This is a genomic window from Bacillus sp. S10(2024), assembly GCF_050473865.1.
In the GTDB taxonomy this organism is placed as follows: Bacteria; Bacillota; Bacilli; order Bacillales; family Bacillaceae_G; genus Bacillus_A.
In genome coordinates, this window is the sequence record NZ_JBFLUR010000002.1 from 2,582,458 (window position 1) to 2,602,447 (window position 19,990).

At 32.9% G+C, this 19,990-nt stretch carries 24 protein-coding genes and 4 pseudogenes; 13 read left to right on the plus strand and 15 right to left on the minus strand.

All coding sequences use genetic code 11. The features are described from left to right. The first annotated feature begins 134 nt into the window (after nt 1-134). Entirely contained in the window at nt 135-497 is a 363-nt protein-coding gene (locus AB1280_RS13150) for a VOC family protein (protein ID WP_429756086.1), read from the plus strand. A gap of 458 nt (nt 498-955) precedes the next feature. Here the strand turns inward: AB1280_RS13150 and AB1280_RS13155 are convergent, their stop codons facing one another. The 3 genes from AB1280_RS13155 to AB1280_RS13165 form a co-directional block, all read right to left on the minus strand. Beyond that, on the minus strand, nt 956-1,132 hold the full coding sequence (locus tag AB1280_RS13155) for a hypothetical protein (RefSeq protein ID WP_429756087.1): 177 nt from the start codon (nt 1,130-1,132) through the stop codon (nt 956-958). A gap of 340 nt (nt 1,133-1,472) precedes the next feature. Beyond that, nucleotides 1,473-1,643 carry a hypothetical protein gene (locus tag AB1280_RS13160; protein WP_429756088.1) on the minus strand — a complete coding sequence of 57 codons (171 nt, stop codon included), beginning with the start codon at nt 1,641-1,643 and terminating at the stop codon, nt 1,473-1,475. A 15-nt stretch (nt 1,644-1,658) separates the two neighbouring features. Further along, the gene (locus tag AB1280_RS13165) at nt 1,659-2,282 is read right to left on the minus strand and encodes an undecaprenyl-diphosphatase (RefSeq protein ID WP_429756089.1); all 624 of its coding nucleotides are present in this window, start codon (nt 2,280-2,282) and stop codon (nt 1,659-1,661) included. A 262-nt stretch (nt 2,283-2,544) separates the two neighbouring features. Between AB1280_RS13165 and AB1280_RS13170 the strand changes: the two are divergent. Together AB1280_RS13170 and AB1280_RS13175 are read left to right on the plus strand one after the other, a co-directional pair. Further along, a pseudogene (locus tag AB1280_RS13170) lies at nt 2,545-2,861 on the plus strand (DDE-type integrase/transposase/recombinase); the annotation flags it as partial. Nucleotides 2,862-2,929: 68 nt separating this feature from the next. Then, nucleotides 2,930-3,100, plus strand: a pseudogene (locus AB1280_RS13175) (CPBP family glutamic-type intramembrane protease); the annotation flags it as partial. A gap of 363 nt (nt 3,101-3,463) precedes the next feature. Here AB1280_RS13175 and AB1280_RS13180 read toward each other — a convergent pair. Together AB1280_RS13180 and AB1280_RS13185 are read right to left on the minus strand one after the other, a co-directional pair. Beyond that, nucleotides 3,464-3,847, minus strand: a complete 384-nt coding sequence (locus tag AB1280_RS13180; protein ID WP_429756090.1) for a DUF1433 domain-containing protein — start codon at nt 3,845-3,847, stop codon at nt 3,464-3,466. A gap of 74 nt (nt 3,848-3,921) precedes the next feature. Continuing rightward, on the minus strand, nt 3,922-4,299 hold the full coding sequence (locus AB1280_RS13185; RefSeq protein WP_429756091.1) for a DUF1433 domain-containing protein: 378 nt from the start codon (nt 4,297-4,299) through the stop codon (nt 3,922-3,924). Between the two features lie 58 nt (nt 4,300-4,357). Between AB1280_RS13185 and AB1280_RS13190 the strand changes: the two are divergent. Continuing rightward, nucleotides 4,358-5,002 (plus strand): annotated as a pseudogene (locus AB1280_RS13190) (hypothetical protein); the annotation flags it as partial. A gap of 435 nt (nt 5,003-5,437) precedes the next feature. Here AB1280_RS13190 and AB1280_RS13195 read toward each other — a convergent pair. After that, nucleotides 5,438-5,941: a MepB family protein gene (locus AB1280_RS13195; protein WP_429756092.1), complete on the minus strand. Its 504-nt coding sequence runs from the start codon at nt 5,939-5,941 to the stop codon at nt 5,438-5,440. A gap of 650 nt (nt 5,942-6,591) precedes the next feature. Between AB1280_RS13195 and AB1280_RS13200 the strand changes: the two genes are divergently transcribed. The 7 genes from AB1280_RS13200 (at nt 6,592) to AB1280_RS13230 (ending at nt 11,112) form a co-directional block, all read left to right on the plus strand. Then, nucleotides 6,592-6,789, plus strand: coding sequence for a hypothetical protein (locus AB1280_RS13200; RefSeq protein ID WP_429756093.1), 198 nt, complete (start codon nt 6,592-6,594; stop codon nt 6,787-6,789). Nucleotides 6,790-7,084: 295 nt separating this feature from the next. After that, the gene (locus AB1280_RS13205) at nt 7,085-7,507 is read left to right on the plus strand and encodes a DUF1801 domain-containing protein (protein ID WP_429756094.1); all 423 of its coding nucleotides are present in this window, start codon (nt 7,085-7,087) and stop codon (nt 7,505-7,507) included. A gap of 37 nt (nt 7,508-7,544) precedes the next feature. Then, entirely contained in the window at nt 7,545-8,243 is a 699-nt protein-coding gene (locus AB1280_RS13210) for a DUF1963 domain-containing protein (RefSeq protein ID WP_429756095.1), read from the plus strand. Nucleotides 8,244-8,381: 138 nt separating this feature from the next. After that, nucleotides 8,382-9,371 carry a hypothetical protein gene (locus AB1280_RS13215; RefSeq protein WP_429756096.1) on the plus strand — a complete coding sequence of 330 codons (990 nt, stop codon included), beginning with the start codon at nt 8,382-8,384 and terminating at the stop codon, nt 9,369-9,371. Between the two features lie 752 nt (nt 9,372-10,123). Then, nucleotides 10,124-10,306, plus strand: a complete 183-nt coding sequence (locus tag AB1280_RS13220; RefSeq protein WP_429756097.1) for a hypothetical protein — start codon at nt 10,124-10,126, stop codon at nt 10,304-10,306. A 139-nt stretch (nt 10,307-10,445) separates the two neighbouring features. After that, nucleotides 10,446-10,646, plus strand: a complete 201-nt coding sequence (locus AB1280_RS13225) for a spore coat protein (protein WP_429756098.1) — start codon at nt 10,446-10,448, stop codon at nt 10,644-10,646. A 13-nt stretch (nt 10,647-10,659) separates the two neighbouring features. After that, nucleotides 10,660-11,112, plus strand: a complete 453-nt coding sequence (locus AB1280_RS13230) for a spore coat protein (RefSeq protein ID WP_429756099.1) — start codon at nt 10,660-10,662, stop codon at nt 11,110-11,112. A gap of 300 nt (nt 11,113-11,412) precedes the next feature. Here the strand turns inward: AB1280_RS13230 and AB1280_RS13235 are convergent. The 3 genes and pseudogenes from AB1280_RS13235 to AB1280_RS13245 all read right to left on the minus strand — a co-directional run. Continuing rightward, a pseudogene (locus tag AB1280_RS13235) lies at nt 11,413-11,506 on the minus strand (site-specific integrase); the annotation flags it as partial. 791 nt (nt 11,507-12,297) lie between these two features. Next, nucleotides 12,298-12,795 (minus strand): hypothetical protein, encoded by a 498-nt coding sequence (locus tag AB1280_RS13240; RefSeq protein ID WP_429756100.1) that lies wholly within the window; start codon nt 12,793-12,795, stop codon nt 12,298-12,300. A gap of 98 nt (nt 12,796-12,893) precedes the next feature. Continuing rightward, nucleotides 12,894-13,700, minus strand: a complete 807-nt coding sequence (locus tag AB1280_RS13245; RefSeq protein ID WP_429756101.1) for a YwqG family protein — start codon at nt 13,698-13,700, stop codon at nt 12,894-12,896. A gap of 176 nt (nt 13,701-13,876) precedes the next feature. On the opposite strand from AB1280_RS13245, the gene AB1280_RS13250 reads away from it, so the two are divergent. Next, a complete protein-coding gene (locus tag AB1280_RS13250; RefSeq protein ID WP_429756102.1) occupies nt 13,877-14,365 on the plus strand; it encodes a DedA family protein in 489 nt (162 codons plus the stop codon). A gap of 111 nt (nt 14,366-14,476) precedes the next feature. Here the strand turns inward: AB1280_RS13250 and AB1280_RS13255 are convergent, their stop codons facing one another. Together AB1280_RS13255 and AB1280_RS13260 are read right to left on the minus strand one after the other, a co-directional pair. Then, nucleotides 14,477-15,316 (minus strand): aldo/keto reductase, encoded by an 840-nt coding sequence (locus tag AB1280_RS13255; RefSeq protein ID WP_429756103.1) that lies wholly within the window; start codon nt 15,314-15,316, stop codon nt 14,477-14,479. A 16-nt stretch (nt 15,317-15,332) separates the two neighbouring features. After that, entirely contained in the window at nt 15,333-16,547 is a 1,215-nt protein-coding gene (locus AB1280_RS13260) for an MFS transporter (protein WP_429756104.1), read from the minus strand. Between the two features lie 325 nt (nt 16,548-16,872). Here AB1280_RS13260 and AB1280_RS13265 point away from each other — a divergent pair, with 325 nt between their 5' ends. Beyond that, nucleotides 16,873-17,220 (plus strand): winged helix-turn-helix transcriptional regulator, encoded by a 348-nt coding sequence (locus AB1280_RS13265; RefSeq protein WP_429756105.1) that lies wholly within the window; start codon nt 16,873-16,875, stop codon nt 17,218-17,220. 411 nt (nt 17,221-17,631) lie between these two features. On the opposite strand, the gene AB1280_RS13270 is transcribed toward AB1280_RS13265, so the two are convergent. From AB1280_RS13270 to AB1280_RS13285, 4 genes are all read right to left on the minus strand, one after another. Continuing rightward, nucleotides 17,632-18,207, minus strand: a complete 576-nt coding sequence (locus tag AB1280_RS13270) for a hypothetical protein (protein WP_429756106.1) — start codon at nt 18,205-18,207, stop codon at nt 17,632-17,634. 45 nt (nt 18,208-18,252) lie between these two features. Next, nucleotides 18,253-19,167 carry a DUF3994 domain-containing protein gene (locus AB1280_RS13275; RefSeq protein WP_429756107.1) on the minus strand — a complete coding sequence of 305 codons (915 nt, stop codon included), beginning with the start codon at nt 19,165-19,167 and terminating at the stop codon, nt 18,253-18,255. 127 nt (nt 19,168-19,294) lie between these two features. Next, nucleotides 19,295-19,432, minus strand: a complete 138-nt coding sequence (locus AB1280_RS13280; RefSeq protein WP_429756108.1) for a hypothetical protein — start codon at nt 19,430-19,432, stop codon at nt 19,295-19,297. Beyond that, nucleotides 19,425-19,751: a nucleoside triphosphate pyrophosphohydrolase gene (locus AB1280_RS13285; RefSeq protein ID WP_429756109.1), complete on the minus strand. Its 327-nt coding sequence runs from the start codon at nt 19,749-19,751 to the stop codon at nt 19,425-19,427. The genes AB1280_RS13280 and AB1280_RS13285 overlap by 8 nt, the downstream gene beginning before the upstream one ends. Between the last annotated feature and the right edge of the window lie 239 nt (nt 19,752-19,990).

A 19,990-nucleotide genomic window follows, 5' to 3' on the forward strand; every position in this document is an offset into this window, starting at 1 on the left:
AATATTATAATTAATCAATACTCCACTTATTGTATTTGGTGTTATAAAATGAAAGAGGATTTAGAAATTCCGAAAAATTATTTGGTTATAGAAGAAAAACAATACAAATTCAATTGATAATGGGAGTGGACTTTATGATTCTTGGTTTACATCACGCTCAGATAACTATTCCAAAAGGTGCTGAACTAGCGGGAAAAAATTTTTATTGCGAAATTCTCGGTCTACCTGAGAAAGAAAAGCCCGAATCACTACAGGGGCGTGGAGGATTTTGGCTACAAGTCGGAGATAGAGATGTACATATAGGTACAGAAGATGGTTTTGACCGATTAAAAACAAAAGCCCATCTAGCTTATCAAGTAGAGGATATATCATACTGGAGAAATGTGTTAGAACAAAATAACATTCAGATAATTGAAGGAGTACCTATACCTGGTTTTGAACGTTTTGAGTTTAGAGACCCATTCGGAAACAGAGTGGAAATGATTCAAGAAATTTAGTTACTCCATTAACTAAATTCGGTATTTAAATGAAGAGAAAAAGAGCTTAGGGAAACTTCTAAGCTCTTTTTCTGTGATGTATGCTGCGAATTCATTTGATATTTAATTGTGCTTTACGGTAACTCTTCATATGAAGAATGTAATTTGTAGCACTTTCTTCTAATCTTTCATCTGTCAAATGGTTTTCCGTACCATATTTCATACAGTGTAGAGAAATGAAGCTTGATAAGGTTTTAGTAACTCGCTTAAAGTATACTGGATATAGTATGCTTTAGTTCAATAAGATATTTGTTGTCTATGTGTTAAAATGTTAAAAATGCTTACCAACTTCCAAAAGAATAAGGATCGCAAAATTGCAATATTAACCTTATTTTTAGATATTGCTAAATTTTTTCTGATGATTTCTCGCCCGCACCTATCTAATCGTCAACTTCGAGTAAGAGGCTCATGATAATCGTTTATAAAGTCATGCACCAGCATAACGGATCACTTCCACCACAATGAGGACAACAACCTCCTGTATAAGTAATTCTAATTTGATCTGAATGAAGTACATAATAATCAGTAATTGGTTCGATGCCAGGGATCTCTATCCCACCTGGAATCGTTGGCAATATAACCTCCCGCACTGTCATGTCCGACCACTTACCATTCCAGGAACAAATACTACACTTTAATATCTCTTCCGAAAAGTTCGGAGCATTTTGGATGACAATAATACATTCTCTACTATAGGTATTACAATTAGGACAATCGTGTACTTTCACGAATCTCCACCTCTCATCAAATTTAAAACTTTTCACATACCTTACTTTTTATTATTCTTTTTTACAGTCAATTAGTCCTTTTCGGGGGATAGGCAAAAACACCCTATGACGGTAAAGAAGTATATCTTGTTGACTTTGAATCAAACGACAATGTAACAGTAGGTGGATTTCTTGTTTATGTAGATATAGATGCTAAATTAAAGACTTATTAATTTCCAAATTCGGATTTTACATCAACTAGCCCCTCTTGCGGGGCTAGTTTTTTTGTTTTGGTCTTGCCTTTAAGGGGGGGCACCAGTGCTGTACCACCACCGGATACAAGAACAGTCTCCATTTTTGCGTTAAAAGCGTCTTTACTCAATCTAACACCCTTTTCCATTTTATGTATTTCCTCTCAATAATCCTTTGAACTGTTCCCCTTTTCCCTCTTCGATTTAGTTAATGAAGATAGAACCCCTTGTTCGTATTTCTCATAACACCCTAACAATTTCTGAGTCAAGCTTAACTTAGGAACAACAAAGTAAACAGTTAAGCTTGAAATGATGCTTATAATAACTCCAACTAGAACATCTGCTGGATAGTGGACACCGACCCAAATACGAGAAATACCAACAAGGGAAGCTAGTATACCCCATAAAAACCACCAACCTTTTCTGAATAACCAAAAGGATACACAAAATGAGAAGAACAATATTGTATGATCGCTTGGAAAAGAATTATCAACTATTTTTTCAATTAATTTATTAACATTTGTCAACTCAGCAAATGGTTGATTATTCGAATGAAATTTGCCTGCTATCTTTCCGATAATTTCAGCAAATACAAAAGTAATGGTTGCACAAACAATCATTATTCTATTCTGTTTATTTCGAGTAAACCAAATTAACACAACACTTAAAGCCAAGAAAAACACCATATACTCGGCAATGAAAACCATAGCAGGATTTAAGTATGGATATTGTTTCCCTAGGTCATTAATCATTCTAAATAAATTAATATTTTCTTCTAAAAAATTCATTTCACACCATCCTCCTTTACCTCTAATTCTTATATCTTAAAGTCTCTCAGTAATGCTCTTCTGTTAATTTAATATGGCGAATTGTTTATAAATCTTACGAAATTTTTGTTGGACTCGGATCAAAACCTCCCTCTCATTTGATGCCTATATTATAGAGAAACCAGAAAAATAAATTTCATGACAAAAATTGGTTCTGGTGCAAATACTTCAAAATACCTGAAATTAATCTCCTAAACTTGGACATACTGATACTAGTACCCTAAAAGAGGACGTGATCACAGTGGACAAAAAACCAGCCTATCCTATGGCCATTGCTGAGTTAAAGAAAGAGAAAAAGATGCCTGTAGGCATCCAAATAAGACAGATAAACTATCTAAATAACATTGTAGAACACGATCATCATTTTATTAAGAAACGTGTTCGTTCGATGTTGGGATTCAAATCATTTAAAACAGCAATCTCTATATTGAGTGGTGTTGAAGCTATGCATATGATGAAAAAAGACAACTTCACCGGCAGGCGAAGTCTGTACAAAACGAGGTAAAGTTCATACATAAGTTGTTTGGAATTACATCATAACTTGTAATTAAACAGACTGTGTAGGCTCTATGTCTCTATTAAATGATTTTTGCACCAGAACCCTTCTTTTTGCTAATGGAATATTTGCTTTGGTTCATTTAGATTGGTTTTTCGTTCCTTACTTTGTAAATGGTTGTTTATATGCTATGAGTTATGAAAAGACAAAAGATCTTAAAGTGCCTATGATAGCTCATATCCTATATAACTTGTTTGTCTTTGTTGTTACTAGTATTTACTAGAGTAGCATAGCGATATGCTACTCTATTGTAGATTTGAAGTAAATTGTGGGCTATGCTTAATAATTAAAACAGAATTCAATATAGTTTTATTAGTCAATTGGAATCGTTAAATAATTGATAATATAAAAAAGGGAAATCGCATAGAGCTATGCGATTTCCCTTTTTGTATTTGTAAACTAATGTTTTTTGCGGCACCAATTGCACCGGATGGTTCTACTCTAACAACAAAAATGTTTTTTTGTGGAGAATTGTCTCTGCTAATGCAGGGATTCTCTCTCAATTTTGAGGTGTAAACTTTACTGCCCGTCAATACGGAATAAGATATTACTTTACCCCTAAACGCAGCTACACTGGTCTTCTTGACTACTCCAATTTCTTTTCCTTTTCTTTTTTTTCAATTTCAGATACTGATTTTTCAGGTTTTTTTATTAGTTTTCCAAGTTCTCCAGAACGATCAAATTGATCTTCGAAATTTTCTGTAGTACTAATACGAGCTACAAAATCTAATTGTTGATCATTATTTATATACCCTTTTAGTCTAGGAATTCCCATAGGACTAATTTCGTGTTCTGTAAATGTAATAGATTTTACATCATTGACATTATAACGAATATATTTTTCAACTCTCGCCCCTTGTGCTTTCCAAAACTTTTCCTCTTTTTCTTTTTGTTTTAAGTATTCCATTGTAAAATACCCTCCTGCTATGAGCACCACAGCAGATACAATTAATATCGCTACTTTTTTCATTGAAACTCCTTTTACCTTACAAGCTAATTAATCGTTTTTTTATGTAGTGTAGAAAATAAGAGCAGTCTTCTCGACTACTCTTGTTTCTTTTCTTTTTCTATTTCAGATACAGATTTTTCGGGTTTTTTTGTATATTTATCATATAATTCTCCAGAAGATGAAAAATCATCTTCAAAATCTTTCGTAGTACTAATACTAGCTATAAACCATAATTCTTGATTTCCATTTATATATCCACTCACAGAAGGAACCCCCATTGGATTTACATCACGTTTTGTAAACGTAATGGATTTCACGTCTTTGACATTATAGTGAATATACTTTTCTATTCGCCCTTCTTGTGCTTTCCAAAATTGCTCTTCTTTTTCTTTATGTTTTAAGTATTCCATCGTAATATATCCCCCTGCTATAATGAAAATAATGGATAAAATGACAACTATTTTCTTGTTCATCAGAAATCCCCTTATATTTAATTCTAGTTAAAATGTACCATGAAATGAGTTGAAACATATGAGTGAATTTCAAAAGAATACCATTGCGACAGATGAAGATTATTTTAAACTTTCAAGTACTGTTTATAATAACAAAGTTTTACATAAGGGCGGAAAAATAAAAGGTCTTGATGATAAGGTATGGAGAGTCGTAGAATCTGTAGATGCAAGTTGTAAAAAAGCGGAAAACGGATTACAAGCCATTGCTGTTGTACCAGAAAAAGAATATAAAGAACAAGAACAGAAAGAAGAGAGCAAAAGGGAATACAAAACTATTATCTTTGCATTTCGCGGAACAGAATTTGGCAAGGGTGATGGTGATATTGAAACAGATGTTAATCAAATCACGTTTGGAGTACGCAAAAACGTTAAATTTAATATTGCAAAACAGGAAGTTGAGAGTAACATTCCTACATCATTTGATAGTTCTTTAGAGTTTGTTGATATGGTTAATGAAAAATATCATCCAACTTATGTTCACGCTACAGGGCATAGTAAGGGTGCTGCAGAAGCTCACTATGTGGCAGCAGAGCGAAATTTTTATGCAACTACATATGCTGCACCTAATATATATCGATTGTTAAGTCCAAAAGCGAAAAAACGTGTAGATTCTGGAGAAATAGATAATAAAATTGTTGATTATACACACATAAAAGATGCAGTGAAGTAAATTCTAAATATCTGTTCGAAAGAATAGTTTTCTTATAGATTTATTTTATTAAAGACTAGTTTTTATAAAAAGTATAAAAAGCAGGCTCTTCATAATGTTGAGTCTGCTTTTTTACATATGTAAAAAAAGAAAGACACATCTAAGATGTCTTTCTCCGACTTAATAACCATTTTACTTTTAATGTGGACTCCGATCCAAAATAAATTACATTTATTTATTTTATTAGTTGAGAAATAAAATGTTATTTTTCTTTTTTTACAGCTGTTGGATTTATGGTGCTATAAAATTAATTACTTTGATTTTGTCCTTTATTCAGGCTCCGTATGTGCGGAGCCTATTTTTTTGAATAAATGTCATTTTTAGAATTCTTATAGGGGTTCGACAACGTTTCCTTCTTTTTGAAGCCACTTACAAAACTAAAACAAGAAACTACAAATATAAATTTAATAATTTATCTATGGATAAATTATTAGTCTCACTTAAATCAATAAAATATTGAAGTTGCCACATCTGACTCTTCCTAGCTTGAGTATTAACAGGATTATCCCAAATAGGATAAATTCTCATAGCCATCTTTCCTTTTTGACTCGGAGTTTTCAATATTCTTTCTTTTAGAAGAATCTCTTTTGGGAAAATAAATTGTCCTAGTTTATTATCATCAATACAGGTGATAACTAATAAGTCAGGAGAAGAGTCATAAGAGAAGGCTTGATTTTGCATGTTTTCATTTTTCTCCCAAAAAGAAACAAATTGTCCAATTTTATTAGGAGTAATTTTTGATACCCTAAAACGTATGGTTTTGTTATTTAACTGGAATATTCCTCCTGCATATTCTAAATTTTGTTTTTCTTCTTTTAGATTAGTGATTATTAAGTTATTAGGTTTGTAAACTATATTATCTAAATTTTTGATTGTATTATTAAAATTGTTCATGTGAATTTCCCCTCTATTCATATCTTAGTTTATCACGAACGTTCGTTCTTATATATCATATAGAATACAATCTTTACAGACAACCAACTTTTTAACGTACAATTTTCTTTTTAGGATCGTTTCGGTTCTTTAGGAGTAGAAACCATTGACTTAATTATTATGAAAAGAATCATAACTTAATAGTATTGAATCCCTCCTTATTCAACTAACGGAGCATTTAACAAAAGATTACTGAGCTACATAGACGGCTCTTTTTTTATTGTGGAAATAATAATGTAAAGCTTATAATTTAAGGTTGAAATTTATGGCGGATTTGAAAATGATTGAGGAGGAATAATACCAATTTCGTTAAGGTGAGCAAAAGAGGAATTTATAACTTTAATGTTGCAATATATCGGTGATCCTGAGCCTGAATTAAGTGATGGCAATGTTTTTGAAGATGAACCTTATGTTAAATAGGGGTTCATCCCCATGCCCATCAACTTAAGAATTTTATAACACCCCAAAACAAAAAGAATGAACTAAATTCCCATACATACCCATGAGAAGAAAAAATTTTCGCTATGGGGGCACTTCAAAATGTTAACTTGATAGCCCTATAGCCGTATTCCTACTAAAGATAAGATTAGAAAGGCATGAGGTTGATTGCATTGAAAACATTTATTATTAGCTATTTAACCTGTTTAATGTTTTTCTCAGCTTTTATCAATATTTCAGGCTATATACAAGAACCTAATGCTACAGAGGCATGGGGTCCTATATGGTTAGCAATTATTATGATTATAATATATGGAAGTGTTCCTGCTCTTATGGGTTGTTTATTAGGAGAGTTTTTTATAGAAAAATAAAAAGAAGTTATGAATTAATAGTTGGAATCCCCTTATTTCTATTGGTATGAGTTTTCTATTACTGTTTAATCCATATAAGAAGCTCTAGAGGATATATTATACGTACGCGTTTTATCCAACCCGAAAACTAATTACTTCGAACAATACGGAAAGATACCCACTTCACCTCATTTGAAAAATTTATATCCATTAGACTCTATGGTGTTTTTTCGCTATAGTATCTTAACTTGATAAACATGTATGGTGACCCCTATATTATAATTATAACCGATGTCTAAAAAGGAGTGTCTCTAATATGTACAAACTCAAAACAATAGAAACCAACAATAGTGTAATTGAGTTTATTGAAAGTGTTGAAAGTCCAAAAAAACGAGAAAATGCCTATCAATTATTAGATATATTTACTGAAACAACAGGATACACAGCAAAGATGTGGGGACCGAGCATTATCGGATTTGGTACATACCACTATAACTATGAATCTGGCCATGAAGGAGATGCCCCATTAGTAAGCTTTTCCCCTAGAAAAGCCAAAATTAGTTTATATTTTGCAGCTGGTGATCCTAAGCGAGAAGAACTATTGGAAAACTTCGGAAAATACAAATCTGGAAAATCATGTGTATACATTAATAAAGTTGCAGACATTGATATTGATGTTCTAAAAGCGCTAATCGAACAATCTGTCAGTTTTTTAGAAGAGACGTATCCAAGTCATTAATGAAACCTATTTAATATAGAGGGGATGGAGAAATACGTTGGAAATAGAGAAAATAAAGAATATCCTAAGAAAAAAAGCAACTATATTTCAAACAGGTGGAAAAAAGCCCGATTTATCTATAAATGAAAGTTGGATTGGAAAGATCCCCTATTCATTACCAAATGAAACTTACCCAATCGACCGTTATACAGACAAAATGTTTGCAGTCATGATGCTTAATTTAACTCAACTCCCTTTTGTTCCAGAAATATTAAAAGATATAAAAGTCATAGCGGTATTTCTTTCTCCAAACTTTGATAAGGATTTATCCAACTTATCAGGAAATTTTTGTATTAGAGAATATGATTCTTTAGAGGCATTAGCACCGAATGACATGTCACTTACGTTTCAAAATCTAAAGGCTTTCCCTTTAATACCAACATTAGTAACTGATGAGTTTCCTCTATGGGATACAGATGATTTTCCTCACACAATTCAAGATAAAATTTTAAAACTTGAAGACACGACGGGAATAGAATACTACGATGACATTTTTGAAGAAAATCGTTACATACATAAACTAGGCGGTTATGCTAGCTTTGCGCAATCAGGTATCCAATGGCCTCCCGATTATGAATTCGTTTTTCAAATAACAGAAGATCCAAAAGCACATTTTGGAATTATTGATGGCGGTGGAATTTACTTTGCCAAAAATGTAAAAACAAATGATTGGATCGCACATTGTGATTTCTTGTAGGAGCAAATATAGCGGACTCATTTACTATTGAGATGATGCCATATATGGTGCTGACTGCTATTTGTTCCATTACCTTTTTTACGAGCAGAACTACATATGAACGAAAATGATAAATTTGTTACACAAGGAAGAGGTTATATGAAAAGAATGAAAAATGTAATGTTGTTAGTAGTATGTTTCTTATTTTTGAGTGGTTGTAATTATAAAAATGAAGATCAGGTAAAAAAATATATAAAGAAAAAACATGGCATCGATGTTGTTGTAACACATTGGGGCGCTATACATGAAGGGAATATGGGACATACATATCATACCGTTCAAGAAAAAAACAACAAAAATATGCAATTTCGAGTAGAGGTAAATGGATTCTTCCATTCAACAATACAAGGTGATGAATACCAATACGGAAAAAATACATATGAGGAATATAAGAAATTCAAACCAATTTTAAAAGAAATGAACAAGTTAGGATACGAGGAATTTGAAAAAGAAAATGTTCTTCAGTATATAGTTGATTACAGGGAAGAAAAACCAACTGATGAGTTATTATTAACTTTAAAAATGAGTAACAAGATGGATTATAGTCAATTTGAATCAGCAGAATTAGATCGTTTATATGCTCTATTTCAACTCATTCAAAAGAGTAATAAAAAGATAACAGAACTTGCAATTAAGGATCACAATGGTGAATCTATAGGTCTCCCTTTCAATAATGTGCAAAAAGGGATAACGAAAGAAGAACTGCTACTAACAATGAAAAACACTTTAGACGGTTATTGGACATATTTAATTCAAACCCAAACAAAAGTAGTAGACAGATTAAAAGAAGTACAAAACGATCGCTTTGTATTTAAAGGTATTACTTGTTCACATCCGAAAAATGGGGAATGCCCTGGGTATGAAGTGGATTTAGTTATTAATAGTACGGAATTTAAAAACGATCCTCCTTTAATCGAGGATCTAACAAAGGTGACCACTATCCTTAAAGAGGAACTACATAATAAAGAATTTACCATATGTTTAACAAACAAGAATGAAACAAGATATAAAGCCTGGTTATCATCAGAAGAAATCAAAAAAAGTAATAACATCGAAGAACTTATAAAAGAACGGTATCCCGAGGAATAAATCATTTGTATAAAGAGTGTAAGAGCATGTTTCAAAATATGCTCTTTCTTTTTATGCGCATATTTTTTAGTTCTTCAAATGTTGTCATTATCCGATAATAAGGGACACATGTTAGTTACTGGATATTCTCCACTAACATGTCGCAAAAAACATACACTAAGAAATTGCTTGGAAGTGGGAAAATGATTTTTTAACCGTTAAGAATTTTTTTTGCGAAAAACAAAGGTTCATGATGATTTTCATCTCATATTTTCCCTAGTATTCTATAAAAAAACCGCCTAAATAAAGTCTTAATTACGTTTTTCATTAAAATCATTTTTTTCTCAGTATATATTTCCTACGATTTGTTAGTGTTCTCCGTTACCATCTAGTTAAAATTCCATCGCTCTCCCAAATCAAAAATAAGATGAACTTCTATACAAAACTTTTTCGATTAGGGTTTTAAAGAGCCTCAAAATCCCAACTTGATGGGCATGTGATACTGCCCCTTGTATTTGCTAACAACATGCTAAAGACAATATTAGTAAGTTCATCCCGACCATTGTAGCTTAAAAACCTTTCAAAATTCTTTCATAAACGCCACAAATCCCTTACATATAAATATAAGGAATTATATTATTTAATTACAGATAATAGAATTCAGATTCCTAAGGTGTGTCTCTGGCTAGATTTAGTTAACTTAAATAGTTATTTGATAGTGGAACGTTATGCATATGCTTTATTGAAGTATCTTCGTTTTCTGAAAAGCAAATATGTGGATTAATGAGGGATTAAAAGCAATACAAGAAAAAGCTAGAAAACAAACTATAGAATCTGTGACATGGGCTGTTACATGTATTAAAGATAACGGAGGAGTAAACTGTAAAATCACTGCTCAAAAGTTAGCGAAAGTAACTAATTTAAGCAATCTTGTTCGGTTATTAAAATCAACGTAATTTATTATTTACTAAAAAAAATATTGTAGAAACTTTTTTAAATGATACTCGTCCAAACCATATCTGCTCTATTTCATATAATGATTCTAGTTAGATAATACTAACTAATAATTTAAAACCAATTTGGAGGGATATTGGAATGGATGATTTTAAAAAAATGATTTCTTCAACACTTGATGGAAAACAAAATAGCGAAATGTTCGATCTATTACTTTCAAATATTTTAAATAGAAATGGTATAACAGATTCATCTCTAAAAAAATTACCCGTAGAGAAAAAAGAACAAATTAAAAAAATCTTTTCTGAATTACAAAATCAAATTAATAATATTTTAGACTAAAAGGAGAGAGTTTATGACTGGAGTTTGGTATCCAAACCAAGATAAAAAGTGGAACGCACTAGATTCTTCAAAGCATCACCCATCATTCTACGATCCAACAATTTCAGAAGAAGCTAAGCAAAAAAATAAAATTTATCAATTATCCGAAGAATATATAGCGATTGTTGATTCCGCTGATGTTCAAGTTACTACAACAGATACAAAAGTGGCACTATCAATTCAAGCTTCATTACAAGCAGCAATTGTTGCTATTTTAAGCGTATCTATCGCAGATAGCGAAAAAGCTGATAAAATTGCACAAGAGCTTTTCCAAAAATCAGCTATTTCACAAGTTAATAAACAACGTACTATTATTAGAAATTCTAGAAATGTTTCAGTAACTACTACAGATACTGATATAGCAGTAAATGTCCAAATCCTTCTTCAAATTTTACTAGCTTTATTAGTTAAATTAAACGTTTTATAAAGATACTTTAACTTTCCTAGCAAGGTTGTAAATAAAACAATTCCCCATCCCTCCCTCCTATTGGGATTTTTGACTCGAAGCTTCGTTAGACTAACTAAACCTTTGTAAACACATCACATACAAAGAAAGATTTTTCTATTTATTTAGAGCAGATATATAGGAATTTATAACAGTATCCTTACTAAACTAAATGGATATAGTTTAATAAGGGTACTGTTTAATTCAAATTTAAATAAATGCCTACTTAGGGGGAAAGTAGGCATTTTAAATTTCAATTATTATAGATAGAATTATTCGCTTTCTTTGTAAAACAAACACATCTTTAAATTGCTTGTAGTGATGATATCCATATGTCTTTCTAAATGAATGAATGAGTACCAATCCGTTCTAATCCATCCGTTAAATTCCTTGAAACTGACTTAATAGTCATCCAATTTCTTTTTGTTATGGTTGTTTTTAACCTAGGTAAGAATATAAACATTTTAGAATTGCATAAAAAAGATGGTGTCCAGCCATCTTTTTTTTGTATACGTTAGAAAAGAAATATAAAAGAATCCTGCTTTGTGTAGGATTCCTTTACTTTACCTTCAACATGACTTGTAATACTGTGTAAGTCAATTTCCGTGTGGAACATCCTCTTTTAGAACACCTAGACTGTGTTCCCTACAATTAATAAAGAGCAAATTACAGAATTAGCCGAAATGTTTTTCGTTCATCATACCTCAATATGCAATATTGCATATTAAAGTGTATTGTTAAAAATGGAAGAGTTTACTATAATAGGTATATACATACAAAGCACTTCTTAATACCAACAAAAAAGGAGGAAATAACATGTCAATCGCAATGGCAATCTTAAAATTTTTAGGCGGAATCATTCCATTCGTACAAGAACTTTTAAAATCATTTATGTAAGTTCATTATTCAGCAATTATTTTTAAAACATTATCATACAAGTGATCTGTATAGCAAAGATAAATTGTTGTACAGATCATTTGTGTGAGCAAAGTCCCTTATAAAGGGACTTTTTTTATGCTTCTACATACTTTGACTGTTGATAGGTCCAGTTATGTTAATCATTCAATACAACTGAAATCTTAAATTAAAAGATAGCAGTAGATTGATAGAATTATACCCTCTTCATGTAAAGAACATACTACAAGCAACCCCATCAAGTTCTATCATTTAATCGAACCATTTGTCTCCATCCGTAATCCATTTACTGTTATGTAAATCAAAGCATGGATCATAATCATGAAAGCTAAAGTAGGCAGGCATTTTAACGCTTGGACCACCAGCTTTATTCCAACACGTCGCAAACCATTCCACAATGGCTTCTGTTTCAATTTTAGATAATTCCCCATCATCTTGATCATAAAACTCCCAAAATTCATCTGATTTGTCATCAGGGAATTTGTAATATTCTACATCATCTATCAAATCGTGACTACCTGAAAAAATGCTGCTATCACTCCCTTCATAAAAGACCTCACTTGCTCCTCCATCCATGGAAAACATGACAATGGACATTCCAAACCCTTGAACAAAAGCAGTAAAGTCTAATAAATCTATCCCCTCATAATAATTAAATTGAATGGTCTCTTTTATATTTCGAATCAGATCATCGGAATGTTCTTCAAGACCCTTTTTTAAAGAACTTGTGTAATTTTCTATTGTAAACAAACGATCCACTCCATATCCTAATTGAATTTTCAATATATTTTTTATCTAGTAATACCAAAATTGAGTATTGAAAATAGACACGATCTCATCAAACATACTCAGCAACAATCCCAAGTGTATAACACATCTGAAAAGTCTAACCGAGCTAAGTCATCTTTACTAATAAAAAAGTTTGCAACACCTGAATCTCCCCACATAATTCCTAAATCATCATCTGTATCAATCTGTAAAAGCAGCGTATCGTATTTGGTACCCTCTTCTCGTGGGTCATACTGTGTAAAGAACGGATACCCGCCAATTCTATGTCCGATATGATCCATATGATCAATGTATAAGTCCCATAACTCAATCGTTTGATCACCGTCTTGTACCGCTTTTTCTCCCTCAAACCCCACAAGAAACTCGCTGCCGAATCGGTAATCACTAGTTGTAACTGGCTGTAATCCTTCTTCAAATACAAGTTTCGCTTCCAAAGGAGAAATGAACTCCTCATCGTGCTCCCCAATATCATAATTAAACTCAGTAACCAATTTGCTCTTGTCTTTTATAACATCTTGACGATATATGACGCTAAACCCTTCTTGTGACGTAGGATTATCAAAATCCGCCCCAACTAAATCATCTGTAGTATCTACAAAGAATTGCAAGATGCCCTTTGTCGGCATGTTATCAATATGCGGCACATCTTCAAAATTGATTTGTGCCAGCAAACGCAATGTCTTTCCTTGTTCGTTTTTAGGGAGTTCCTCACCGATTAGCAAATAAGGGTATCCACCAATTTTACTCTCCCATAACTCTGTAGTCCCTACTTTACCTGTCATTTTTAGTGTTGGCTTTAATGATTTTAAAATATCTTCTTTGTAGTTTTCTAATTGCTTTGGAATATATAACTCTATATCTTTCATTTAAAGTCCCCCTTTTTATTTAAATGTTAACATAATAAAACACCATATACATATATTTCCTAAGTGATAGTTACATGTCTAGTATTGCTTGCACTTACAAACGGTTCAAGGGGTTACTTAACACTACATACATAAAAGTTTAAAAAACATACGTCTGAGAAATTGGAGTCTGAAAGATGGAATTAGTACAGCAAGTTATAGCAGACTATGGTTACCTCGCTATTTTTTTAATGCTTGTTTTTGGAATTATCGGATTACCAATTCCTGATGAAGTCATGATGACAGTCGTAGGTTACTTTACGAATATTCATGTCTTGAATTATGAGCTTGCCATTTTAGTCAGTTTTGCAGGAGCGCTGTCGGGTATGCTAATCAGTTACATGATCGGCAAAAAGGCAGGGCGTCCTTTTATTGAGAAATATGGAAAATGGATCGGTCTGAAGGAAAAGAGAATAAGAAAAGTTGAAAAATGGATGGAGAAATATGGACCCTACTCTCTTATTTTTGGATATTTCATTCCAGGCTTCAGACATATAACCTGTTACCTTTCGGGAATTAGCAAAATGAGTTTGAAAACTTATATGTTGTCCGCTGCTATCGGCGCATTTCTATGGTGTTTCACGTTTATTACGATCGGCAAAGGTATAGGAATTATTCATGAATAAGAAGGTGTTTCTTAACTTGATACCGATGGTGCGGTACTCCTATATGTAATTAGAACATATTTTTCTACACAAAAAAGAGTGCAAAAATTGCACTCTTTTTACTCATTTTCATTAGAAATCGAAGTTATCAGGATCTGGACCAACGCGGTGATTTTCGTTTAATGCATCGATTTTTTCCATATCTTCTTTTGTTAATTCAAAATTAAATACATCAGCATTTGCAATAATACGGTGTTCTTTCGTTGATTTTGGAATTGTTATAACTCCATTTTGTAAATCCCAACGTAAAATAGTTTGCGCTGTTGTTTTACCATATTTATCAGCAATTTCTTGTAATGTTTCGTTCTCTAATAATTGCCCTTGCATAAGCGGTGACCATGCTTCCATTTGAATACCTTGTTCTTTACAGAAAGCTTGTAGTTCTTTTTGTGTTAAACGCGGGTGATATTCCACTTGGTTGATCATCGGCTTAATCTCTGCATCTTTCATTACATCTTGCAAGTGATGGATTTGAAAATTACTTACGCCAATTGCACGTACGCGATCTTCTTTGTAAAGTGTTTCTAACGCTCTCCACGTATCTTTATATTTTCCTTCTACAGGCCAGTGAACAAGGTATAAATCTAAATAATCTAACTCTAATTTTTTTAAGCTCTCTTCATATGCAGCGATTGTTGTTTCATATCCTTGATCTGCGTTCCACACTTTTGAAGTGATAAATAAATCTTCTCTCGAAATCCCAGCTTCTTTTATACCTGCACGGATGCCTTCCCCCACTGCTTTTTCATTTCCATAAATTGCAGCTGTATCAATACTACGGTATCCTTCTTTAATCGCTACCTTTACAGCCTCTACAAGTTCTGGTCCATCTTCTACTTTAAATACGCCTAAACCGAACCAAGGCATTTCTACACCATTATGCAATACTGTTTTACTTTGTAAATTTTTCATTATACTTTTCTCTCCTTTATTTAACTTGATCTCTTTTTTCTAACTTCATACTCCAAGCTGTTAAAATAACAGCGCCGCCTACCATAATACCGCCTACCCAAGCTGTATGAATTAACCCTAACGAGTTCGTTACAATACCACCTAAATAAGCCCCAAGAGCAATTCCTGCGTTAAACGCTGCAATATTAATTGCTGAAGCAACATCGACAGCGCTCGGTACAAATCGTTCAGCCAATATAACGACATACACTTGTAACCCCGGAACATTCATAAATGCGAATAGCCCCATGAGAATAATCGTAATAAGCCCTGCTACTTGAAATGGTGCTGTAAATGTCAGTGCGAATAAGACAATTGCTTGAATGAAAAACATATAAAATAATGCACGAATTGGATTATGATTTGATAGCTTCCCACCAACCATATTTCCAATCGCAATTGCAATTCCATACACTAACAAAATGATCGTAACGGTACTTGCTTTAAACCCTGTTACCTCTTGTAATAACGGAGATAAATACGTAAATGTTACGAATGTCCCCCCATATCCTAATGCAGTAATGATGAAAACAAGTAATAGTCTTCCATTCGTGATAAGTTTAAATTGATCACAAAATGATACAGACGTTCCTTTTTTTAAATCAGAAGGAATTAGCATACTGTTTGCGATTAAGGCAACGATTCCAATTACCACAATCGCCATAAACGATGCTCTCCAGCCGAATTGTTGACCAATAAATGTTCCAATTGGCACTCCTGTAATTGTCGCAACAGTTAAACCAGTAAACATAAACGCAATTGCGCTAGCACGTTTATTCTCTGGTACAAGTGCAGCTGCAATTGTGGATCCTATCGACATAAAAACGCCATGTGCAAAAGCAGATACAACCCTCGCAATAAGTAATACAGTAAAACTTGTTGCGACCGACGCAATTCCATTACCGACAATAAAAACAAACATAATCCACATTAATAATGTCTTTCGCGACATACTAGCTGTTAACGACGTTAAAACAGGCGCTCCAAAAGCTACCCCTAACGCATATAACGAAACGGTTAAACCAGCTGTTGTAACAGAAACATGTAAATCTTCCGAAATAGATGGTAATAAACCGACACTAATAAATTCAGTTGTACCAATTCCGAACGCACTAATTGCTAATGCTAATAACGCAAACACACTTCTTCTATTTGTTTGAACACCTGAAGAAGATACTGTATATGAATTCAATTGAACTCCTCCTTAATACAAGTAATCCAATCATAATAGTATGATAAAAAGGCCCTTTTATCTTCTGCAAAAATATATTTATTGCTTATAAATGCTATTATGAATGATTTCATCTCTTTTATGAAGAACGCACTTTTAAGTAATATAGGTACCAAAAAGTAACATAGTAACCTTTTGGTACCGTACTACTCATTTACCTCTTACGTATGTTATTATGAAACATATTCAACGCAATAAAAAGTACGTACTTTAAAGTGCTATAGGTACTTAAAAGTAACCTTTAAGTTACGTAGCTTATTTAGAATTCATCAAAGGAGATTTTCATATGAAGAAATACAATATTCCTGTGGAGGCAACTTTAGAGGTTATCGGTGGAAAATGGAAAGTCGTGATCCTTTGTCATTTAAAGAAAGGCACAAAGAGAACGAGCGAGCTAAAACGTTTAATGCCTGGTATTACACAAAAAATGTTAACACAACAATTACGTGAACTAGAAGCAGACAGTGTCATCCAAAGAAAAGTATATAACCAAGTACCACCAAAAGTAGAATATTCTTTAACGGATTACGGTTCGTCTTTAGATTCCATACTAGATTCTCTTTGTACTTGGGGAGAGTGTCATCTTGAGAAGAATGGGAATACGGATATGCTTATTACGGTAGATGAAGAGTAGAAATTGGTGAATGAACGCTTCGTTATACAACTCCATAGACCGTACAAACTTTTTATGTTGTAATTCATACTTACTATCCGGTTGGAATGTTTTAGGCTTTTGTGTTAGTATGATTAACTCGTTTAAGGCTTTCTCATACTCTTCTCTTACTGTAAATAAAGAACTATCTTGTTCCACAGGTTTCTCTAACTTCTTTAAACCTTCATAGAAGCTGTTTGAAAAAGCCTGCATCTGTTCCTCATAAGATACTGATTCTGTTTCAGCTACTTCAATCTTGTCTTCTTTCTTTGACTCTTCGTTTGAGCAACCTCCTGCTATTAATATAACAGGAAGTGCCAAACAGATTAAACTACGTTTCATAGGTGAAAATCCTCTCTGATGTGCTAATAGTTTTAGTTTATAGCTTAAAACTTACTTTATTTCTTTCATCTTTTTATCTGCTTCAAACATTTTGTTAGACGCATTGGTAAGCGTTTCCCCACCTTTATGAATTAAATCTTCACTTTTCAAGGCTAAACCGGAGTCTATCATTAGTACCCCTTGAGCCGTTTCAGACATAGCTCCTTTCATCAAGATATGAACTTCTTTATACTTTTCACCAGGGTCTAAAGCGATTACCTTATCAGTTATAGCTGTAAAGACCTCTGACTCTTTGTGGTACTCTCCACTTTTCTCTGCTACCGGTTTATCGTTAGCTAGGATTTGGTGTAACTTATTTATCTGACTTGTGTACTCACCCATTAAAGAGTTTAGTTTTACCTTGTACTCCTTTTCTGCTTTAACATTTGCAGGGTCTTTAGCCTTCTCATCTGTTTCTGACTTTCGTGCTTCTTCATTTTTCTTTTCGTACTTCTTATCAATCTTTTCGTCTGCTGCTTTAAGTTCAGCAGTCACATCCTCGTCTATCTTTTCTTGCAAACACCCTGTTCCGATTACTGATACTAACATAATTGGTAGTGCTAAACTTACTAGTTTCTTTGCTTTCATGATTGAATACCCCTTTAATATTTATTAGCATACATAATATATGTATTACTTACGTCTCATTACACTGAACCCAGTACCTTTAGGTTCTTTCATACTTAACTTGTCAGCTTCAAAATACGTAACTGTATAGTCTACTGACATAACACTTGAAGTAGTATCTAGTTTCTTACCGTCTTTTACAAACTCTTTAGCCGTAAGATTTACTTGTTTTGTATCTGCTTTATATGACCACGTTCCTAACATGTGATTCTCGTCATAAGAAGTCTTACCTGAATCATCATATGCAATGTATGTTCCATCTTCCTTAAAGTCTATACCCTTGCGGAATTCAGAACCTTGATACGTACCCCATTCTCCTACTAAGTCCTTACCGTCTTTTAATGATTTTACATAGTCGGTAGGCTCTACGGGTACGGATTCTATTGCATCTAGTTGTGCCTTCTTGATTGGTTTAAATCCTTCTTGTAATAAGTCGTTACCTTTTAATACTAACTCTTTCGAATCTTCTGACGCTTTTTTTGTGAGAGAACCGGTCTTTTCAAGTTTAACTATGTTTGCAAAGGCTTTACTGTAACAGTCTACTGCTTTTAAAATAGTCTTATGAGCGTCTTCTAAATCTTTAGGCGGCTCAATTCTATCAAACTTAGCTATTGTTTCTTGAATCTCTTTTTCTTTCTCTATCATTTCTTTGTTTAACTCTTTGATGTCATTCGTCTTATCCTTAGTCTTACCGGCTATTTGAGTTATCTCACCAATCTTTGTCTCTAATTGGTCCTCTAAGAATGAAATCTCTTTTATGTACTCCTTTTTCTCTAGTTTCTTCTTAGGCTCTGCCTTTTCTTTCGTTTCTACCTTTTCTTTCGATTGTACCTTTGTGTCTTCCTTCTTATCTAATGTTACTACTGCACAACCTCCTAACATCATGACTGGAAGTGCTACTGCTAGTAATTTACGTTTCATTTAGATATCCCTTCATCTTTTAACTTTTCTGTTAGTTCATTTATCTTACTTATTGCTTCTACCAGTAAGTCACTCGCTTCTCCTGTTTCTGTTATACCTCTACTTATCTTACTAGTGTCATTTTGGTTTACACCATCAATTCTGCCAAAACATTCACACCGGATTTCATTACAAATGAAGTTAAAATATAGATTGCTTTCGCTTCATCTATGTATTTTTCTAACTTATGTAATAAATTGCTCGTAATAAGCTGAACATTAGTCATCATTTACCTCGACTAAGAAAATTCGTTCTTGGAAACCACCACGTTTTTCTGCTTTTTGCTTGCGCACTTTCTCGATATCTTCAAGTGTCACACCTTCATACTTTGCTAGTGCATTTACAAGTTCCAGTAAATCAGCTAATTCTTCTACTTTATGTTCTGGAGTTTCTGCTTCTCTATATTCAGCTAGTTCTTCCTGTGTTTTTTTGCATACTTCTTCTATGTATTCTTGTTCATTTAGGATTCTTGTTGTTAGTGTTTTTCCGTTATTTTTGATGATTTTTGGTATGCAATCTCGTACTATTTTGTTGTAGGTTGGCATTGTAATTCCTCCAATGTTTTTGTTTTAATTCTATTATTATATCACACAAAAATTTCCTTTTCTCTGAAAGTGAGCATGTGGTAGGTTCAGAAAAATATACATTCTTCTTAGGTAAAGCAAGCTTTGCTTTTCATGCTCAAGTATGTAATGTTAGAATTTTAAAAGGAGAAGATTTATATGTGTTACGGATTAACAGGATGGTATGTGTATAAGTTAAAAACCTTCACCATTTGGTAATT

Coding starts and splice junctions, on each gene's coding strand:
- AB1280_RS13215 (WP_429756096.1), top strand. CDS start 8,382: ATGAAAAGAATGAAAAATGTAATGTTGTTAGTAGTATGTTTCTTATTT.
- AB1280_RS13265 (WP_429756105.1), top strand. CDS start 16,873: ATGAAGAAATACAATATTCCTGTGGAGGCAACTTTAGAGGTTATCGGT.
- AB1280_RS13230 (WP_429756099.1), top strand. CDS start 10,660: ATGACTGGAGTTTGGTATCCAAACCAAGATAAAAAGTGGAACGCACTA.
- AB1280_RS13165 (WP_429756089.1), bottom strand. CDS start 2,282: ATGAATTTTTTAGAAGAAAATATTAATTTATTTAGAATGATTAATGAC.
- AB1280_RS13280 (WP_429756108.1), bottom strand. CDS start 19,432: ATGACTAATGTTCAGCTTATTACGAGCAATTTATTACATAAGTTAGAA.
- AB1280_RS13250 (WP_429756102.1), top strand. CDS start 13,877: ATGGAATTAGTACAGCAAGTTATAGCAGACTATGGTTACCTCGCTATT.
- AB1280_RS13245 (WP_429756101.1), bottom strand. CDS start 13,700: ATGAAAGATATAGAGTTATATATTCCAAAGCAATTAGAAAACTACAAA.
- AB1280_RS13270 (WP_429756106.1), bottom strand. CDS start 18,207: ATGAAAGCAAAGAAACTAGTAAGTTTAGCACTACCAATTATGTTAGTA.
- AB1280_RS13205 (WP_429756094.1), top strand. CDS start 7,085: ATGTACAAACTCAAAACAATAGAAACCAACAATAGTGTAATTGAGTTT.
- AB1280_RS13195 (WP_429756092.1), bottom strand. CDS start 5,941: ATGAACAATTTTAATAATACAATCAAAAATTTAGATAATATAGTTTAC.
- AB1280_RS13185 (WP_429756091.1), bottom strand. CDS start 4,299: ATGAACAAGAAAATAGTTGTCATTTTATCCATTATTTTCATTATAGCA.
- AB1280_RS13285 (WP_429756109.1), bottom strand. CDS start 19,751: ATGCCAACCTACAACAAAATAGTACGAGATTGCATACCAAAAATCATC.
- AB1280_RS13160 (WP_429756088.1), bottom strand. CDS start 1,643: ATGGAAAAGGGTGTTAGATTGAGTAAAGACGCTTTTAACGCAAAAATG.
- AB1280_RS13225 (WP_429756098.1), top strand. CDS start 10,446: ATGGATGATTTTAAAAAAATGATTTCTTCAACACTTGATGGAAAACAA.
- AB1280_RS13150 (WP_429756086.1), top strand. CDS start 135: ATGATTCTTGGTTTACATCACGCTCAGATAACTATTCCAAAAGGTGCT.
- AB1280_RS13275 (WP_429756107.1), bottom strand. CDS start 19,167: ATGAAACGTAAATTACTAGCAGTAGCACTTCCAGTCATGATGTTAGGA.
- AB1280_RS13155 (WP_429756087.1), bottom strand. CDS start 1,132: ATGACAGTGCGGGAGGTTATATTGCCAACGATTCCAGGTGGGATAGAG.
- AB1280_RS13220 (WP_429756097.1), top strand. CDS start 10,124: ATGTGGATTAATGAGGGATTAAAAGCAATACAAGAAAAAGCTAGAAAA.
- AB1280_RS13180 (WP_429756090.1), bottom strand. CDS start 3,847: ATGAAAAAAGTAGCGATATTAATTGTATCTGCTGTGGTGCTCATAGCA.
- AB1280_RS13255 (WP_429756103.1), bottom strand. CDS start 15,316: ATGAAAAATTTACAAAGTAAAACAGTATTGCATAATGGTGTAGAAATG.